Here is a 16,990-nt window from a genome sequence, read left to right on the forward strand (position 1 = left end):
TGTTTTTGAGCTAAACTAAAAGTATAAAATAAGCTCAAAACAGAAAATCACCCAACGATAAAAAACAGGCGGCGCGCGGCGACATGAAGCAGTCCATTCAACTCCGGTTGGGCCACAGTCTGACCATGACACCGCAATTGCAACAGGCGATCCGGCTGTTGCAATTGTCGAGCATGGAATTAAGCGCCGAGATTCAACAGGCGCTGGAATCCAACATGATGTTGGAAATGGCCGATGATGAAAACGAACCGGCGGCCGCGGATTCAAATAACGGCGGGGAGCATGTGGCTGATGCCGCCGCCCCGGCGTCTTCTCCGGAGACGGAACCGGCGGCCGAATCACGGACGGAATGGGAGTCTGAAGTCGATCGTTCCGCGCCTGCCGAGGCGTCGTCTGCCGAGGAATCGGAAACAGATTCTGAAACGGCCCGTGAAAGAGAAATTCCCGATGATCTGCCCGTGGATACAGCCTGGGATGATATTTACGACGGCACGCCAGTGCGCACGCCATCAGGCGGCGAGGCGGATTCGGAATGGGAGGAACAGCGATGCGCCGCCGAGTCGCTCAGGGATCACTTGTCCTGGCAGCTCAACGTGACGCCGATGAATGAATCCGACCGCGCCATCGCCGTTGCGGTCATCGACGCCATCAACGCCGATGGTTACCTGACCGCCACGCCCGAGGAGATCAAGGAGACACTGGGACCGGACAGCAGCGTGGAGCTCGATGAAGTCGTCGCGGTCATCAAGCATATCCAGCAGTTTGATCCGCCCGGCGTGGCCGCCCGCGATCTGGGGGAGTCGCTGCGCCTGCAGTTGGATCAGTGTCCGCCGGAGATGCCATGGCTGGCCGAGGCCCGGAAGCTGGTCAACGAACATCTGGCCCTGCTGGCAGAGCGTGATTTCCAGCAGCTCATGCGGCGCCTGAAACTGACGCGCGAGGAATTACAGCAGGTGGTGGCGCTCATCCAGACCCTCGACCCCCGCCCCGGCACCCGCTACAGCAGCGAGGCAGTGGAGTACGTCACGCCGGACGTCTATGTGCGCAAAAAAAACGGCGCCTGGCTGGTCGAACTCAACCCGGATCTGCTGCCCAATCTACGCATCAATCGGCGCTATGCCGCCATGATCCGGCGCGCCGACAACAGCCCCGATAACGCCTCGCTGCGCGCCCATCTGCAGGAGGCGCGCTGGTTCATCAAAAGCCTGCAGAGCCGCGGCGAAACCCTGCTCAAAGTCGCCACCGCCATCGTCGAGCGCCAGCGGGCCTTCCTCGAGCACGGCCCGGAGGCGATGAAGCCGCTGGTGCTTGCGGACATCGCCGAGGCACTGGGCCTGCACGAATCCACCATCTCGCGCGTGACCACGCGCAAATACATGCACACTCCGCGCGGTATTTACGAACTCAAATACTTTTTCTCCAGTCACGTCAGCACCGCCGGCGGCGGCGAGGCCTCCTCCACCGCCATCCGCGCCGTGATTAAGAAACTGATCGACGCCGAGACACCGTCAAAACCCTTGAGTGACAGCGCGCTTGCGAAGATATTGACGGAGCAGGGCGTCAACGTGGCCCGCCGCACGGTGGCGAAATACCGCGAGGCGATGAACATCGCGCCGTCGCACGAACGCAAGCGGCTGACTTGAAATTTAATTCACGGATAACAAATGAGGAAACAACAATGCGCATCAATCTGACCGGCAGCCATCTCGAGGTGACCCCCGCGCTGCGCGAATACGTGCAGGACAAATTCGCCCGTGTCGAGCGGCATTTTGATCATGTCACGGCCATCCACATCATCCTGGCGGTGGAGAAGCAGCGGCACAAGGCGGAGGCGGAACTGCATGTCAGCGGCGCCAATCTGTACGCCGGTGCCGAACACGACGACATGTACGCCGCCATCGATCTCATGATGGACAAGCTCGACCGGCAGGTGAAGAAGCACAAGGAAAAACTCACCGATCACCACCGCCGCGAGGCCAGAAGGCGCTGATGCCGGAGACAATCGATCATGGGCCCCAAACGGCTGGTCGTGATTTCAGGGCTGTCCGGCGCCGGCAAGACCGAGGCGCTGCACACCCTGGAAGACACGGGTTTCTATTGTGTCGACAACCTGCCGCTGGGGTTTCTGGCGGAATTCGCGGGCGAGGTCGCCGCCAGCCGCTGGCCAGGCTATCAACAGGTGGCGGTGGGCATCGATGCGCGCAGTGCGGTGGAAAATCTCACCGGCCTTCCGCCTGCGCTGCGGCAACTGAAGTCCGCTGCCCTGGCGGTGGAACTTGTCTTCATTGAGGCCAGCGATGAGATACTGCTTAAACGCTTCAGCGAAACACGACGGCGGCACCCGTTATCGGGCGAAAGTCTGCCGCTTCCGGGCGCCATCGCCGCGGAGCGGGAACGGCTGGCGCCGCTGGCCGAGTACGCCGATCTGCGCGTAGATACCAGCGCCATGCACGTCCACCGGCTGCGCGAATGGGTTCGGGAACGAGTGGCCCGTCGCGTTGTCGGACGGTTATCGCTGCAATTGCTGTCCTTCGGCTATAAAAACGGGGTGCCGCCGGAATCGGATTTTGTTTTCGATGCGCGGGGCCTGCCCAATCCGCACTGGGAGGCGGAATTGCGCGATCGATCTGGTCTGGATGCGGAGGTGCGGGCGTTTCTGGACGCCTCCCCGCTGGCGCAGGAGCTGGCGGAGCAAATCGGGCGATTCATGCTGGCTTGGATACCGCGGTTTGAAGCGGAAGATCGGCCCTATTTGACCGTGGCGGTGGGCTGCACTGGCGGCCGCCACCGTTCGGTCTATGTGACGGAACGCCTGGCCGAGTCCCTGCGCGACGGTGGCCGTGCGGTGCTCATCAGTCACCGCGATTTGTAAATCGTGCTTAACATGACGAAGAGAGAATGAAAATGATGCGGCAGACGGTGATGATCAGCAACAAGCTCGGGCTGCATGCCCGTGCCGCCGCCAAGTTCGTGCAGCTGGCCTCCAGCATGGCCAGCGATATCAAGGTACTGCGCGCGGGCCGCGAAGTGGACGGCAAGAGCATCATGGGCATGATGATGCTGGCGGTGGGCCAGGGCGTGGCCATCGAAATCACCGCCAACGGTCCCGACGAGGAACGGGCCCTCAATGAACTCACGCGGCTGGTGCAGGCGCGCTTCGGGGAGGAGCAATGAGTTTCACGATGCACGGCGTCGGCGTCTCCCGCGGGATCGTCATCGGCCGCGTACATCTGCTCGAGCGCAATCAGCTGGAGGTCACGGAGTACGCCATCCCGCGCGAGCAGGTCAACACGGAAATACTGCGCTTGCAAAACGCCATCACCGCCGCCCGCTTGCAGCTGCGAACGGTCCGCGAGCACATCCCGCGGGGCGCGGCGGCGGATGTCGCCGCCTTCATCGATACGCACCTGATGATGCTGGAAGACTCCTCGCTGACACAGGAGCCGGTGCGGCTGATCGCCGAGTTGCGCTGTAACGCGGAGTGGGCGCTCAAGTTGCAGCGCGACGCCCTGGTTGCGGTGTTCGACGAGATGGAGGACCCCTATCTGCGCAGCCGGCGCGATGACGTCGATCACGTGGTCAATCGTATCCAGCGCATTCTGTTGAACCACGGCCCGCTCAGGCACGAGACGCCGGACGAACGCCTGAAAGACTGCATCATCCTTTCCGATGACCTGACGCCCGCCGACACCGTGCTGTTGCAGCATCATGGCATCGCCGCCTTCATCACCGAGTACGGCGGCCCCACCTCGCACACGGCAATCCTGGCCCGCAGCCTCGGCATACCCGCCATCGTCGGCCTGCACCAGGCGCGCCGCTACATCCGCGACGAGGAGCAGGTCGTCGTGGACGGCACCCAGGGCGTCGTTGTCGTCGATCCGGATGATGCGCTGCTGGCCTACTACCGGGAGGGACAGGAACAAGAGCGTCGCTACTTCGCCGAACTGATCAAGCTCAAGGAGGCGCCGGCGATCACGGCCGACGGCGTCGCCGTCGAGTTGCACGCCAATATCGAACTGCCCTCGGATTTCGAGGCCGTGCGCCGGGTAGGCGCCAAGGGCGTGGGGCTGTATCGCACCGAGTATCTGTTCATGAATCGTGAGGCGCCGCCGGACGAGGCGGAGCAGTATGAAAACTACCGCGAGATGATCAGCCAACTCAATGGCATCCCCGTCACCATACGCACGCTGGATCTGGGCGCTGATAAGGCCGTTAATGGCGGCAACCAGGACCGTCCGCTGGCCGCCAATCCCGCGCTGGGTCTGCGCGCTGTGCGGCTGTGTCTGAAGGATGCCGCGCTGTTCCGTCCGCAGCTGCGCGCCATTCTGCGCGCCTCGGCATCGGGGCCGGTGCGATTGCTGATTCCCATGTTGTCGATGGTGCAGGAGGTCGAGCAGGTACTGGGCATGCTGCGCGAAATCCGGGAGGAATTTGACCGCCACGGCGTCGCCCATGATCGGAACATGCCGGTCGGCGGCATGATCGAGGTGCCCGCCGCCGCCGTCTGTGCCGACGTGTTCGCGCGCCAGCTGGATTTTCTATCCATCGGCACCAACGATCTCATCCAGTACACGATGGCCATCGACCGGGTGAATGATGAGGTCAATTATCTCTATGAACCGCTGCATCCGGGCGTGCTGCGTCTCATCCGGGCCACCATCCAGGCCGGCGAGCAATACGGCAAGCCGGTGGGACTCTGTGGTGAGATGGCGAGCGATCCGCGCTACGTGCGCCTGCTGCTGGCCCTGGGCCTGCGGGAATTCAGCGTCCATCCCGCTGCGTTGCTGGAAGTCAAGCACATCATTCAGCAAACGAATCTGAAATCTCTGGCGGGGTTGAGCGCCCGCGTCCTCGGCTGCGCCACCGGCGCGGAGATTGCCGCCCTCCTGAATGACATCAATTCACCGCCCGTCGTAAGCGGCGTGGCGGCGTGAATTATATTGAAGGCCGGCTGGAAAATTCAGCGGCGCAGGATGTCATCGCCCACGTCTTCCTGAAGCGCCTCCGCCAGGCGTTTCCGCTCCCGGTATTCCTCTATGCGTTGCCTGGAAGTTTTTGCGCAACCCGCGCCCGGCGCCAGCGATGCCCCCTCGATATCACCGAGACCGTCATCGCCATCGTACTCTTCATCCTGCCACGAGCTGATCTTGGGCTCTGGTTCCGACGGGATTTTTTTCCCCATCCGGCGTTCCTCCACACGCATCTTTTACGTTTGAAGAACAGCGAATGTTAATTATCTAGAACAAAAAGACCTGCTTGTAAAGTGGCATGATTGCCACAGGATGAAAAATGCAAAGCAGCGCACATTAACGGTGCGGGATTAACGCCGGACTATTCCCAACTGAAGATGACCCACTGAGGGATGACGAAATTGGAATAGAGCTGACTCATGCGGCTTTCCAGCACCCCGTTGCCATCGGTGTCGAACAGGTAATACGGTTTGCCGATCTTGGGCGTGATCTTGACGTACTGGAGGCGGCCGCCGACCTTGTGTTCCTCCACTTTGGCGCCGCCCTTGACGTCGCGCTCGACCTGCTCCGGGCTGATGGTCACTTCCGGCTCCAGCGCCACGCCGCTTTGCACCGCGGGGGGTGGCGGAGGCGCGGCGTCGGGCAACGCCTCCAACGGTTGTGACTCCTCCGCAGTCAGGTGCGTGGTTGACGCCAGCAGGGTTGCCAATAAAATCGAGTGCAAACGCATGGGCATGCTCTTTAGTATTTGTTTAGTCAGTGAAACACCATCCGCCTCGTTGGAGAATGGTCAGCAACTTCCAGCCGCCCTTATATGTGGGGAGAAAGCGGCAATTCAAGATAGGATAGCATCGATCACTTCCGGCGGTTTGTCCAATGCAGCAGCGTCGATGTACGGGGAAGAGGGAGAAACGACACAGATGACGGCCAAACCCACGCTGGCGCTGGTCGATGGTTCATCCTACCTCTATCGGGCCTTTCACGCGCTTCCGGCGCTGACCACGTCAACCGGCCAGCCGACCGGCGCCATCCACGGCGTCATCGCCATGCTGCGGCGGCTGATCAAGGATCACGCCCCCGCCTGTATGGCCGTGGTATTCGATGCGCGCGGCCCGACCTTCCGCGACGATCTGTACCCCGCCTACAAGGCCAACCGCGCGCCCATGCCGGATGAGTTGGGCGCGCAGGTCGAGCCGTTGCACGCCATCATCCGCGCGCTGGGGCTGCCGCTGATCTCGGTGGAAGGCGTGGAGGCGGATGACGTAATCGGCACGCTTGCCACGCAGGCGCATGCCGCCGGCATGAAGACGCTGATCGCCACCGGCGACAAGGACATGGCGCAACTGGTGACGGACGATATCGTGCTGGTCAACACCATGGACAATTCCACCCTCGACCCCGCCGGCGTGCAGACCAAATTCGGCGTCGCACCGGCGCAGATGATTGATTACCTGACCCTGATCGGGGACAGCTCGGACAACGTGCCCGGCGTGCCCAAGGTCGGCCCCAAGACCGCCGTCAAATGGCTGGCGGACTATGTGACGCTCGACAACCTCACCGCCCATGCCGCGGAGATCGGCGGCAAGGTGGGCGAAAATCTGCGCGCAAGCCTGGGTCAATTGCCGCTGTCACGCCAGCTCCTTACCATCAAGCGAGATGTGCCGTTGCCCTTTGAACCGCGGGATTTGACGCCGGCGCCGCCGGATACGCAAACGCTGCGCGAGTGGTATACAAAACTGGAGTTCAAAACCTGGTTGAACGAACTGCTGGGCGGCGGTTCGCCGGCGTCAAGCCCGGCACTGGAGGCATCACCCTCTGCGATTGCCGCCCCGCCGCCGTCTGCACCCGTCAAATATGATTGCGTGCTCACACGAGAGGATTTTGCGCGCTGGCTCGAGCGGTTGCGGCAGGCGGAGTTGTTCGCATTCGATACCGAGACCACCAGCCTGGACTACATGCAGGCGCGCGTCGTTGGCGTTTCCTTTGCGGTCGAACCCGACCAAGCTGCTTATGTGCCCTTGGCGCATGACTATGCCGGCGTGCCGGATCAAATTGATCGGGAGTGGGCGCTGGCTCAATTGCGGCCGCTGCTCGAAGACACCGGCAGGCCCAAGCTGGGACAGCATCTCAAGTACGACCGCAACGTGCTGTCACATCACGGCATCCTGCTTGCCGGCATCCGGCATGATTCCATGCTGGAGTCCTACGTGCTGGACAGCACGGCGACGCGCCATGATCTCGATTCTCTCGCGCTCAAATATCTGGGCCATCGCACCATCCATTTCGAGGATGTCGCTGGGAAGGGCGCCAATCAGATCACCTTCAATCAAGTGCCCGTGGAACAGGCCGCGCCCTATGCCGCCGAGGACGCCGACGTGAGTTTGAAGCTGCATCGGCACTTGTGGCCGCGCCTTGAGGCGGAGCCCGCCTTGAGGAGGCTGTACGAAGAAATCGAAATCCCGCTCATTCCCGTGCTCTCGCGCATGGAATTGACCGGCGTGGCGATCGACACCGCCATGCTGGCGCGGCAGGGCGCGGAACTGGCCCAACGCATGCGGGAGGTCGAGGAGGCCGCCTACAAGGCGGCGGGTCAGCCGTTCAATCTGGGATCGCCCAAGCAGATCCAGCAAATCCTCTTCGAAAAGCTCAACATCCCGCCGCTGGAGAAGACGCCAGGCGGCCAGCCGTCCACTGCCGAGTCCGTGCTCGCCGAACTGGCGCAGGAACACAAACTGCCCGGCCTCATCCTGGAGCATCGATCCTTGAGCAAGCTCAAATCGACCTACACCGACACCCTGCCGCTGCAGGTTTCTCCAGCCACGGGCCGCGTGCATACGAGTTATCATCAGGCGGTGGCCGCCACCGGCCGGCTGTCCTCCTCCGATCCCAATCTGCAAAACATCCCCATCCGCACCGAGGAGGGCCGCCGCATCCGTCAGGCGTTCGTCGCGCCAGCGGGGCATGTGCTGCTGGCCGCGGATTACTCCCAGATTGAACTGCGCATCATGGCGCACCTGTCCGGCGATCGCGGGCTGATCGAGGCCTTCGCGCGCGGCGAGGACATCCATCGCGCCACGGCGGCGGAGGTGTTCGGTCTGCCGCCCGCGCAGGTCAGCGACGATCAGCGCCGTGCCGCCAAGGCCATCAATTTCGGCCTGATTTACGGCATGTCCGCCTTCGGACTCGCCCGCCAGCTCGGCATCGAACGCGGCGCGGCGCAACAGTATGTTGATCTTTACTTCACCCGCTATCCGGGCGTGAAGGCATACATGGAGCGCACGCGCGAACAGGCCCGGGAACGCGGCTTTGTGGAAACCCTGTTCGGCCGCCGCCTTTATCTCCCGGATATCCGTTCGCGCAACAATCCCCGCCGCCAGTACGCCGAGCGCACCGCCATCAACGCACCCATGCAGGGATCGGCGGCGGATATCATCAAACGGGCGATGATCAGCGTCGATCGATGGCTGACGCAAAGCCGAATACCGGCGCGGATGATCATGCAGGTGCACGATGAATTGGTGCTGGAGGTGGCAGCGGGCGCCGCCGCCGAGGTGGCGGGAAAATTACGCGAGTTAATGAGTGGCGCGGCATCATTGTCGATACCATTGGTGGTCGATGTCGGCACCGGCGCCAACTGGGACGAGGCGCATTAATTCATCAGTTACCCATGTTGTGATGCAATGTATGACAGCCGTGTGACTGCTTGACGCGGAGACGAAAAAAGCGGAGGCTAAAGGTTAATGAAATGCACAAGTTAAAATCCGTGCTACGCTTTATATAACCACACCAACATCAACAACAAAGGCGCGAATCCACCTCTCGCTTTTTCGCCGCACCCAACCGCTTTTATTTGAGTACAACCATCGCGTCGCCGCATGCTGCTCATACCGGCCATTGATATCAAGGATGGAAAGTGCGTCCGCCTGCGCCAGGGTCGGATGAACGATGACACCGTTTATTCCGAGGATCCGGCGGCGATGGCGGCGCGCTGGATCGCGGCCGGCGCGCGGCGGCTGCACATCGTGGATTTGAACGGCGCGGCCAAGGGCAGGCCGGTCAACGCCGAGATCATCCATCGTATCTGCGCCACGCACCCCGACATCCCCATCCAGGTCGGCGGCGGCATCCGCGATGAGGACACCATACAGCAATACCTCGACGCGGGCGTGAGTTACGTGATTTTGGGCACCAAGGCGGTGACGGCACCGCACTTCGTGGCCGACATGTGCATGGAATTTCCCAGCCATATCATCGTGGGCCTGGATGTCCGCGACGGCAAGGTGGCGATCGACGGCTGGTCCAAGCTGTCGCGGCACGATGCCGTCGATCTGGCGAAAAAATTCGAACAGGACGGCATCGCCGCCATCATTTACACAGATATCAGCCGCGACGGCATGTTGAACGGCATCAGCCTGGAATCGACGGTGGCCTTTGCCCGCGAACTGGCCGTCCCCGTCATTGCCTCCGGGGGGCTCACCAATCTGGAGGACATCAAGGCGTTGTGCCGGGTCGAGGGCGAGGGCATTGCCGGCGCCATCACCGGCCGCGCCATCTACGAAGGGTCGCTCGATTTCGCCGCCGCGCAAAAGCTCGCGGATCGGCTCGGTAAAGCCGGGTAAGACCCCGCTGCCTGACCCGGACACGTTGATGGCCCTGGCCAAACGCATCATCCCCTGTCTCGACGTGGACGCCGGCCGCGTCGTCAAGGGCGTAAGATTTGTCGACATCCGCGATGCCGGCGATCCGGTGGAGATCGCCCGCCGCTACGATGAACAGGGCGCCGATGAGATCGCCTTTCTCGATATCACCGCCAGCAGCGATGACCGCGAGACCCTGATGCACGTGGTGGAGGCGGTGGCCGCGCAGGTTTTCATTCCGCTGACCGTGGGCGGCGGCATCCGCAGCGTGGAGGATGTCCGGCGGCTGCTGAATGCCGGCGCCGACAAGGTCAGCATAAACACCGCCGCGGTCGCCCGGCCCGAATTGATCGCCGAGGCCTCCGCGCATTTCGGGGCGCAGTGTATCGTGGTGGCCATCGACGCCCGCCGCGCCGCGGGTGCGGGAACGCCGCCGCGTTGGGAGGTGTACACGCACGGTGGCCGGCGGCCGACGGGACTCGATGCGGTGGCGTGGGCGCAGAAAATGAACGCGTTCGGCGCCGGGGAAATCCTGCTGACCAGCATGGATCGGGACGGTACGCGCGATGGTTTTGACCTGGCGCTGACCCGCGCCGTCTCGGATGCGGTCGGCATCCCGGTCATCGCTTCCGGCGGCGTGGGTGGGTTACAGCACCTGGCCGATGGGGTTACGATGGGCCATGCCGACGCCGTGCTGGCGGCGAGCATCTTCCATTTTGGCGAATACACCATCGGGGATGCCAAACGCCACATGGCGGCGGCGGGTATTCCGGTGCGGTTGTAAGTAAACTCTGAATCAGTCCATCCCGGACTTTTCGGAGTCGGGAAACAAAAAACGTGGTTTTTGTTTCCCTTCCGTTTCTCAATGGACCCAAACCATGTCATGGCTTGATGCGGTGAAGTGGAATCCCGACGGCCTCGTGCCGGCGATCGCCCAGGAGGTGAAGACGGGCCGGGTGTTGACGCTCGCCTGGATGAACCGGGAGGCCCTGCGCTTGACGCTTGATGAGGGGCGCGCGGTGTACTGGTCGCGTTCGCGTCGGAAACTGTGGCGCAAAGGCGAGGAATCCGGCCATGTGCAGACCGTGCACGAGATTCGCCTCGATTGCGACAACGATGCTATCCTGTTGCATGTGACGCAGCAGGACGGCATCGCCTGCCACACCGGGCGGCACAGCTGCTTCTTTCAGCGGCTGGAAAACGGCGCGTGGGTGAACGCCGATCCCGTCATTGATGCCCGCAAATCTTCCACTTGAACTGGAGATATTCCATGCGACTACGCCACTTGTTTCATTGGATGATGCTGATGTTCGCGGCGGCGGTGCTGCATTCCGTCCCGGTGCGCGCCGACGATGAACAGAGCGCCAAGGTGCGGGAGGCTGATGAAGTCATGGGAGAGATCATGGCCATACCGGAGAGCAGCATTCCGCCTGCGTTGCTCGCCGAGGCGCACGCCATCGCCATCATTCCCAGCGTACTCAAGGCCGGGTTTATCGTCGGCGGCCGTTTTGGCAAGGGGGTTGTGATGGTGCGCGGCAAGGCGGGCTGGAGTGACCCCGTGTTTCTGACGCTGGCCGGCGGCAGTTTTGGCTGGCAGATCGGCGCGCAGGCCGCGGACGTGATCCTGGTGTTCAAGAACCGCCGCGGGCTGGACAGCCTGGTCAACGGTAAATTCACACTGGGGGCGGATGCCGCGGTATCGGCCGGGCCGGTCGGTCGCAATGCGGCGGCGGCCACCGACGTGCAGTTGAAATCCGAAATTTATTCCTATTCGCGCAGTCGCGGCCTGTTTGCGGGCGTGGCGCTGGACGGCTCGGTGCTGGACATCGACAAGGATGCAGATGCCGCCTATTACGGCAAGGCCGGGATAACGGCGACGGAGATATTCGACGGCAACGCGCCCAAACACCCCGCTGATTCCCAGAAGCTCAAGTCCACATTGGGAAAATACGCACGCTGAGTGTGGATACGACATTGGACAAACTGGCGGAGGTTCTGGAGTCGCGCAAGACGGCGGGCGCCGACACCTCCTACGTTGCCGGTTTGTACCGTCAGGGGCTGGATGCCATCCTGAAAAAGATGGGCGAGGAAGCGACTGAAACGATCATTGCCGCCAAAAGCGGGAAGCGCGAGGAGATCATTCATGAGACGGCGGACCTGTGGTTCCACACGCTGGTCATGCTGAGCCATTTGAACCTCAAACCGGCGGAGGTGCTGGCGGAACTCGATCGCCGCTTTGGCCGTTCGGGGCTGGAAGAAAAGGCAGCGCGCCAGAAACAGTAGGAGGAAGACTTATGGGCGGATTGAGCATATGGCACTGGCTGATCGTTCTTGCCATCGTGGTTCTGCTGTTTGGCACCAAAAAGCTCAAAAATGTGGGCACGGATCTGGGCGAGGCCATCAAAGGCTTCCGCTCCGCCATGCGTGAAGGCGAGCAGGACGCTGCGGCCCGGAAAACGCCGGAAGGCAAGGTCATCGAGGGCGAAACCGAAAAGAAGGAACCGCCCGCCGGCTGACAGATTGATGTAAAACTATTGCGGAGGCCGTCTGCGTTGTTGCTGCTCGCCCGAAAGCTTGCCGTACTGTCCTGTAGTCTCGCCTTCTCGCTCGCGGCGCCTAGCAGCCGGGCCTCCTCACAACGTTTTACATCAATCTGCCGGGTAAACTGACGGCGCTATTTTATTTTTCTTAGCGGATTTCTCTCATGTTCGGCGTCGGATTCTGGGAACTCATCGTCATCGCCGCAGTGGCGCTGATTGTCTTCGGCCCGGACAAACTGCCGGGTCTGGCGCGTACGGTGGGATTCTGGGCGGGCAGGGCGCGGCGCCAACTGGCCGAGTTCCGCAGGCAGGTCGAGCGCGAGATGGCCTTCGGGGAGATGCAGCGCCTGCAGGAGCAGTTGCGCGCCACGGCCAAAAACACCCCCAGCATTCATCCCGGCGAAACCGCGACAGAATCGGCCGAAAAGAAAGCGGCTGATGAAAAGCCGGCGCCGCAGGAATGACGTGTCGTGAATGAATCCGACGCGCCGCCCGGGGATCAGGAACAATCCCTCATTGCCCACCTGACCGAACTGCGCACGCGCATCATCCGGAGCGGCCTCGCGGTGATCGCGGTGTTCGTGGTGCTGTCGTTTTTCGCCAATTCCCTCTACACGTGGCTGGCGCAGCCGCTGATGAGACTACTGCCGCCGAACACGACCATGATAGCGACCGAGGTCACCGCGCCGTTCTTCGCGCCCTTCAAGCTCGCCGCCGTCGTGTCGCTGTGCGTGGCCATGCCATACGTGCTGTATCAGGCGTGGGCGTTCGTGGCGCCGGGACTGTATCTGCACGAGCGCCGCCTGGCCCTGCCGCTCATCGTCTCCAGCACCACGCTGTTTTATCTGGGCATGGCCTTCGCCTATTACGTCGTCTTCCCGGTGCTGTTCCGGTTCTTTACCCGCACCGCGCCGGCGGGCGTGGCGGTGATGACCGACATCAGCCGTTATCTGGATTTCGTTCTGTCGATGTTTGTCGCCTTCGGTGTGGTGTTCGAGATTCCGGTGGCGACCGTGCTTTTGCTGTCGACGGGCGTCGTCAGCCGCGCGCAACTCATCGCGCTGCGCCCTTATATCATTGTCGGTTGTTTCGTCGTCGGTGCCGTGCTGACGCCGCCGGACGTGCTGTCGCAGGTGATGCTGGCGGTGCCGATGTGGCTTTTGTTCGAGGCGGGCCTGTGGGCGGGCCGGTTCATCCGTTTCCCGGCTTCGACCGACGTATCCACGCGAACAACCGCATCTGAAACCGGATCTCCGGTCAACCCGGAGTAATCAACGCGGACGATCCTCGCGGTACGCTGAATAGAGCATGGCGATGGCGGTGTAGAAGACAACAACCGCCACCAGCCAGCGCACGGTTTCGAGCGGCAGCGACTTGACCATGAAGGCGGCCAGCAGCACCGCCGGCACGCCGCCCAAGGTCAGGCCCAGCGCCGCCTTCAACTGATAGCGGCCGCTGTCGATGAAACGCACGGCGCCCACGGGCATTAAAAAGGCGCAGGAACCCATCATGATTGGAAACGCGGCGCTGGGGTTCATGCCCAGCAGCGCGACCGTAATCATGCATGGCGCATAGAGGCCGATCCCGAGCGTCATCAGCGCGCCCAGCACCAGATTGATCCCGACCGCCAGCCACAGGTGCACTCCCGATAGCGCCAGCGTATCGCCGCCCGCCGGCAATAGGTTGAGATTTTTCATGACGAACAACATCCCGGCGATGGCGAGCGCGATACCCATCCCCAGACGTATCGGACGGCGCGGCCAGCGCGACACGACGCCGGCTCCGAACCAGGCGCCGATCACCGACGCCGCGATCATCGACGCGAGTGTCCGGGCGTCGACCTCGATGATGGCGATGTAAATGAACGCCTGTACAACGGATGGCAGGGTGTGGCCGACGTTGAGCGTGCCGGGAATGAGTTCATCGGGCACCAGCCGGAACAATTTGAACAGCGCCGTAGTGGTGGCGAACGAGCCGATGCCCAGCGTGTCGAAGAAATCCGCCCCCAGACCAATGGCCGTCTGTTTCAGGCCGGTAATCCCGCGGCCCATCCGGTGATCGCCGGCGCGGATCAGGGTGGCCAGCCAGCGGCCACAGAAAATTACAGTGAACAGGGCAAGAATGATGAACAACCAGCTTTTAAGATCAGGGCTCATCCTGGATCCCCGCCCCGTCCGTTCGCCCTGAGCTTGTCGAAGGGTTTCTACGAATGGGCGGGGCGCCTAGGACAGGTTCCGCAAGAAATCTTGAAAGATTCCTCATCGTTTGCCTCATCCTGTCAGCGGCGCAAAAGCCAGAGTAAAAGCGAAATGACAGCGCTGATCAAAAGACACGTTACGATCGGAAAATAAAACCGGAAGCCTTCGCGCTCGATCACAATGTCCCCCGGCAACCTGCCCAATCCCAGTTTCGCGATCCACGGCCAGGCTGCTCCCAACAACAACAAACACACTCCCAGCGCCAGTAGTAATTTTTGCATCTTTACAATGTCCGGACGCCAGCATCAGTGCCCACCAGCAGCACGTCCGCCGGGCGGCGGGCGAAGAGGCCATTGCAGACCACGCCGGTGATTTGATTGATCTCGGATTCCAGCTTCACCGGATCGAGGATTTGCAGGTTGCGCACGTCGAGGATGACGTTGCCGTTGTCGGTGGTGAATCCCTGTCGCAATTCGGGCTGGCCGCCCAGTTTGACCAGTTGCCGGGCGACGTAACTGCGGGCCATGGGAATCACCTCGACCGGCAGCGGAAAGCGGCCCAGTACATCGACCAGCTTGGAATCATCGACGACGCAGACGAACTTGCGGCTGGCCGCCGCCACGATCTTCTCGCGCGTGAGCGCGCCGCCGCCGCCCTTGATAAGCTGCCGGTGGCGGGTGGCCTCATCGGCGCCATCGACGTAAACGCTTAGATCGAACTGCGCGGTCAGATCCACCACAGGGATGTTGTTTTTTTTGAGCAGCGCCGCGGTGGCACTGGAGCTTGCTACCGCGCCGTTGATGCGATGCTTGATGCGCGCGAGCTGAGCGATGAAATAATTGGCCGTGCTGCCGGTGCCCACGCCGATGACCGCGTCATCCTCGATGTAGGCCAGCGCCGCCTCGGCGACCTTTTGCTTTTTCTCGTCCTGGGTCATTGCCATCTTTCCCGGTTTTCGTTACTCAATGTTATTCTAGCAGGGTAATGCAAAACGTTATGAGGAGGACCGGATGCTAGGCGCTGTGAGCGAGAAAGCGAGACAGTACGTAAGCAGTACGGCGAGCTTTCGAGCGAACAGCAACAACGCAGATGGCCTCCGCAATAGTTTTGCATGAGCCTGCTGACCATGATGAATCCCGACTATCCAAAAATGATCAAGGGAGCGCGCGTCTACGACGTGGCGCGCGAAACGCCGCTCGATCGCCTGCCGGAGATATCGCGCCGCTTGGAGAATGAGATCTGGCTCAAGCGCGAAGACCTGCAACCGGTGTTTTCCTACAAATTGCGCGGCGCCTACAATCTGATGGCTTCTTTGCCGGCGGACCAGCGCGCCCGCGGCGTAATCACGGCTTCTGCCGGCAATCACGCCCAGGGCGTGGCGCTGGCGGCGCAAAAAATGGGCGTACCGGCGCTGATCGTGATGCCCAAGACCACGCCGGAGATCAAGGTCGCCGCCGTGCGCCGTCTGGGCGCGGACATCCTGTTGCACGGCAACACCTACGATGAGGCAAGCGAACACGCCCACAAACTCGCGCAAGAGCGCGCGCTGAGCTACATTCCGCCCTACGATCACCCGCTGGTCATCGCCGGCCAGGGCACGGTGGCCATGGAGATCCTGCGCCAGCATCCTCAACCCATCGATGCCGTATTCGTGCCGGTCGGCGGCGGCGGACTTATCGCCGGCGTCGCGGCGTACGTCAAATCGGTGTCGCCGCAGACGCGCGTCATCGGCGTGGAATCGGATGAGGCACCGACGCTGCACGCCGCCATGCGCGCGGGCAAACGCGTGGTGCTGGAGCACATCGGCATCTTCGTGGACGGCGCCGCGGTGCGCCAGATCGGCGAGGAAACCTTTCGCGTGGCGCGCGAGCTGGTGGACGAGGTCCTGCTGGTGAGCAACGATGAGGTCTGCGCCGCGATCAAGGACATCTTCGAGGACACTCGCTCCATCGCCGAGCCCGCCGGTGCGCTGGCACTGGCCGGTTTGAAGCAATACGTGGCCGCGTCAGGAGCGCGCGGGCGCGAACTGGTCGCCATTTTCAGCGGCGCCAACGTCAATTTCGACCGCCTGCGCCACATCGCCGAACTGGCCGAATTGGGCGAACAGCGCGAGGCGCTCCTGGGCGTGACCATCCCGGAGCGCGCCGGCAGTTTCCGCAGGTTCTGCGAGGCGCTGGGGGCGCGCGCCATCACTGAATTCAATTACCGCTACTCCGATCCCAAGGTGGCGCACGTGTTCGTCGGCGTGCGCATCCGGCACGGCGTCGAGGAAAAGGATCAATTGATTGAAACCCTGCGCGGCGAGGGTTATGAGGTGGCCGATTTTTCCGCCGACGAGATGGCGAAGATGCACGTGCGTTACATGGTCGGCGGGCACGGCCGGCAGGTGGAGAATGAGCGCCTGTATCGCTTTGAATTTCCCGAGCGCACCGGCGCGCTGTTGCATTTTCTGACCGAGATGGGCAGCCGCTGGAACATCAGCCTGTTTCATTACCGCAATCATGGCGCCGCCTATGGACGGGTGCTGATGGGCATGCAGGTACCGCCCAAGGAACAGAACGAATTCGAAGCTTTCCTTAAAGGTCTCGGCATGAATCATGCCGAGGAAACCCGCAATCCGGCCTATCAAATGTTCCTGCGCTGAC

The 16,990-nt window shown here is 62.0% G+C and carries 20 protein-coding genes; 15 read left to right on the plus strand and 5 right to left on the minus strand.

Going from position 1 to position 16,990, the window contains the following annotated elements:
* The first annotated feature begins 83 nt into the window (after positions 1-83).
* Genes VMH34_01770 through ptsP form a run of 5 tightly spaced genes read left to right on the plus strand, consistent with a single transcriptional unit; the run spans position 84 to position 4,934 of the window.
* Positions 84-1,643, plus strand: coding sequence for an RNA polymerase factor sigma-54 (locus VMH34_01770; GenBank protein HTT07506.1), 1,560 nt, complete (start codon positions 84-86; stop codon positions 1,641-1,643).
* 35 nt (positions 1,644-1,678) lie between these two features.
* Positions 1,679-1,990, plus strand: a complete 312-nt coding sequence (gene raiA, locus VMH34_01775) for a ribosome-associated translation inhibitor RaiA (protein ID HTT07507.1) — start codon at positions 1,679-1,681, stop codon at positions 1,988-1,990.
* An 18-nt stretch (positions 1,991-2,008) separates the two neighbouring features.
* Positions 2,009-2,872: an RNase adapter RapZ gene (gene rapZ / locus VMH34_01780; protein HTT07508.1), complete on the plus strand. Its 864-nt coding sequence runs from the start codon at positions 2,009-2,011 to the stop codon at positions 2,870-2,872.
* A gap of 32 nt (positions 2,873-2,904) precedes the next feature.
* Positions 2,905-3,174: an HPr family phosphocarrier protein gene (locus VMH34_01785; protein HTT07509.1), complete on the plus strand. Its 270-nt coding sequence runs from the start codon at positions 2,905-2,907 to the stop codon at positions 3,172-3,174.
* Positions 3,171-4,934: a phosphoenolpyruvate--protein phosphotransferase gene (gene ptsP, locus VMH34_01790; protein HTT07510.1), complete on the plus strand. Its 1,764-nt coding sequence runs from the start codon at positions 3,171-3,173 to the stop codon at positions 4,932-4,934. Before VMH34_01785 ends, ptsP begins: the two co-directional genes overlap by 4 nt.
* Positions 4,935-4,960: 26 nt before the next feature.
* Here the strand turns inward: ptsP and VMH34_01795 are convergent, their stop codons facing one another.
* Positions 4,961-5,182 (minus strand): hypothetical protein, encoded by a 222-nt coding sequence (locus VMH34_01795; GenBank protein HTT07511.1) that lies wholly within the window; start codon positions 5,180-5,182, stop codon positions 4,961-4,963.
* Between the two features lie 149 nt (positions 5,183-5,331).
* Positions 5,332-5,700, minus strand: coding sequence for a DUF2782 domain-containing protein (locus VMH34_01800; GenBank protein HTT07512.1), 369 nt, complete (start codon positions 5,698-5,700; stop codon positions 5,332-5,334).
* Between the two features lie 190 nt (positions 5,701-5,890).
* Here VMH34_01800 and polA point away from each other — a divergent pair, with 190 nt between their 5' ends.
* The 9 genes from polA (at position 5,891) to tatC (ending at position 13,418) form a co-directional block, all read left to right on the plus strand.
* On the plus strand, positions 5,891-8,623 hold the full coding sequence (gene polA, locus VMH34_01805; protein ID HTT07513.1) for a DNA polymerase I: 2,733 nt from the start codon (positions 5,891-5,893) through the stop codon (positions 8,621-8,623).
* A gap of 222 nt (positions 8,624-8,845) precedes the next feature.
* The gene (gene hisA, locus VMH34_01810; GenBank protein ID HTT07514.1) at positions 8,846-9,589 is read left to right on the plus strand and encodes a 1-(5-phosphoribosyl)-5-[(5-phosphoribosylamino)methylideneamino]imidazole-4-carboxamide isomerase; all 744 of its coding nucleotides are present in this window, start codon (positions 8,846-8,848) and stop codon (positions 9,587-9,589) included.
* A gap of 28 nt (positions 9,590-9,617) precedes the next feature.
* Entirely contained in the window at positions 9,618-10,391 is a 774-nt protein-coding gene (gene hisF, locus VMH34_01815; GenBank protein HTT07515.1) for an imidazole glycerol phosphate synthase subunit HisF, read from the plus strand.
* A gap of 94 nt (positions 10,392-10,485) precedes the next feature.
* Entirely contained in the window at positions 10,486-10,863 is a 378-nt protein-coding gene (gene hisI / locus VMH34_01820; GenBank protein HTT07516.1) for a phosphoribosyl-AMP cyclohydrolase, read from the plus strand.
* Positions 10,864-10,913: 50 nt separating this feature from the next.
* Positions 10,914-11,567, plus strand: coding sequence for a lipid-binding SYLF domain-containing protein (locus VMH34_01825; GenBank protein ID HTT07517.1), 654 nt, complete (start codon positions 10,914-10,916; stop codon positions 11,565-11,567).
* Positions 11,568-11,569: 2 nt separating this feature from the next.
* The gene (locus tag VMH34_01830) at positions 11,570-11,890 is read left to right on the plus strand and encodes a phosphoribosyl-ATP diphosphatase (protein ID HTT07518.1); all 321 of its coding nucleotides are present in this window, start codon (positions 11,570-11,572) and stop codon (positions 11,888-11,890) included.
* Positions 11,891-11,901: 11 nt separating this feature from the next.
* A complete protein-coding gene (gene tatA / locus VMH34_01835) occupies positions 11,902-12,123 on the plus strand; it encodes a Sec-independent protein translocase subunit TatA (protein ID HTT07519.1) in 222 nt (73 codons plus the stop codon).
* Between the two features lie 188 nt (positions 12,124-12,311).
* Entirely contained in the window at positions 12,312-12,611 is a 300-nt protein-coding gene (gene tatB / locus VMH34_01840) for a Sec-independent protein translocase protein TatB (GenBank protein ID HTT07520.1), read from the plus strand.
* Positions 12,612-12,617: 6 nt separating this feature from the next.
* Positions 12,618-13,418 (plus strand): twin-arginine translocase subunit TatC, encoded by an 801-nt coding sequence (gene tatC, locus VMH34_01845; protein ID HTT07521.1) that lies wholly within the window; start codon positions 12,618-12,620, stop codon positions 13,416-13,418.
* Here the strand turns inward: tatC and VMH34_01850 are convergent, their stop codons facing one another.
* From VMH34_01850 to rpiA, 3 genes are all read right to left on the minus strand, one after another.
* On the minus strand, positions 13,419-14,303 hold the full coding sequence (locus tag VMH34_01850) for a sulfite exporter TauE/SafE family protein (protein ID HTT07522.1): 885 nt from the start codon (positions 14,301-14,303) through the stop codon (positions 13,419-13,421).
* 122 nt (positions 14,304-14,425) lie between these two features.
* The gene (locus VMH34_01855) at positions 14,426-14,626 is read right to left on the minus strand and encodes a DUF2905 domain-containing protein (GenBank protein HTT07523.1); all 201 of its coding nucleotides are present in this window, start codon (positions 14,624-14,626) and stop codon (positions 14,426-14,428) included.
* A 2-nt stretch (positions 14,627-14,628) separates the two neighbouring features.
* On the minus strand, positions 14,629-15,282 hold the full coding sequence (gene rpiA, locus VMH34_01860; GenBank protein HTT07524.1) for a ribose-5-phosphate isomerase RpiA: 654 nt from the start codon (positions 15,280-15,282) through the stop codon (positions 14,629-14,631).
* A 192-nt stretch (positions 15,283-15,474) separates the two neighbouring features.
* Between rpiA and ilvA the strand changes: the two genes are divergently transcribed.
* A complete protein-coding gene (gene ilvA / locus VMH34_01865; protein ID HTT07525.1) occupies positions 15,475-16,989 on the plus strand; it encodes a threonine ammonia-lyase, biosynthetic in 1,515 nt (504 codons plus the stop codon).
* Position 16,990 lies beyond the last annotated feature (1 nt).

This window comes from Gammaproteobacteria bacterium (assembly GCA_035501935.1).
GTDB lineage: Bacteria > Pseudomonadota > Gammaproteobacteria > JAJPIJ01 > JAJPIJ01 > JAJPIJ01.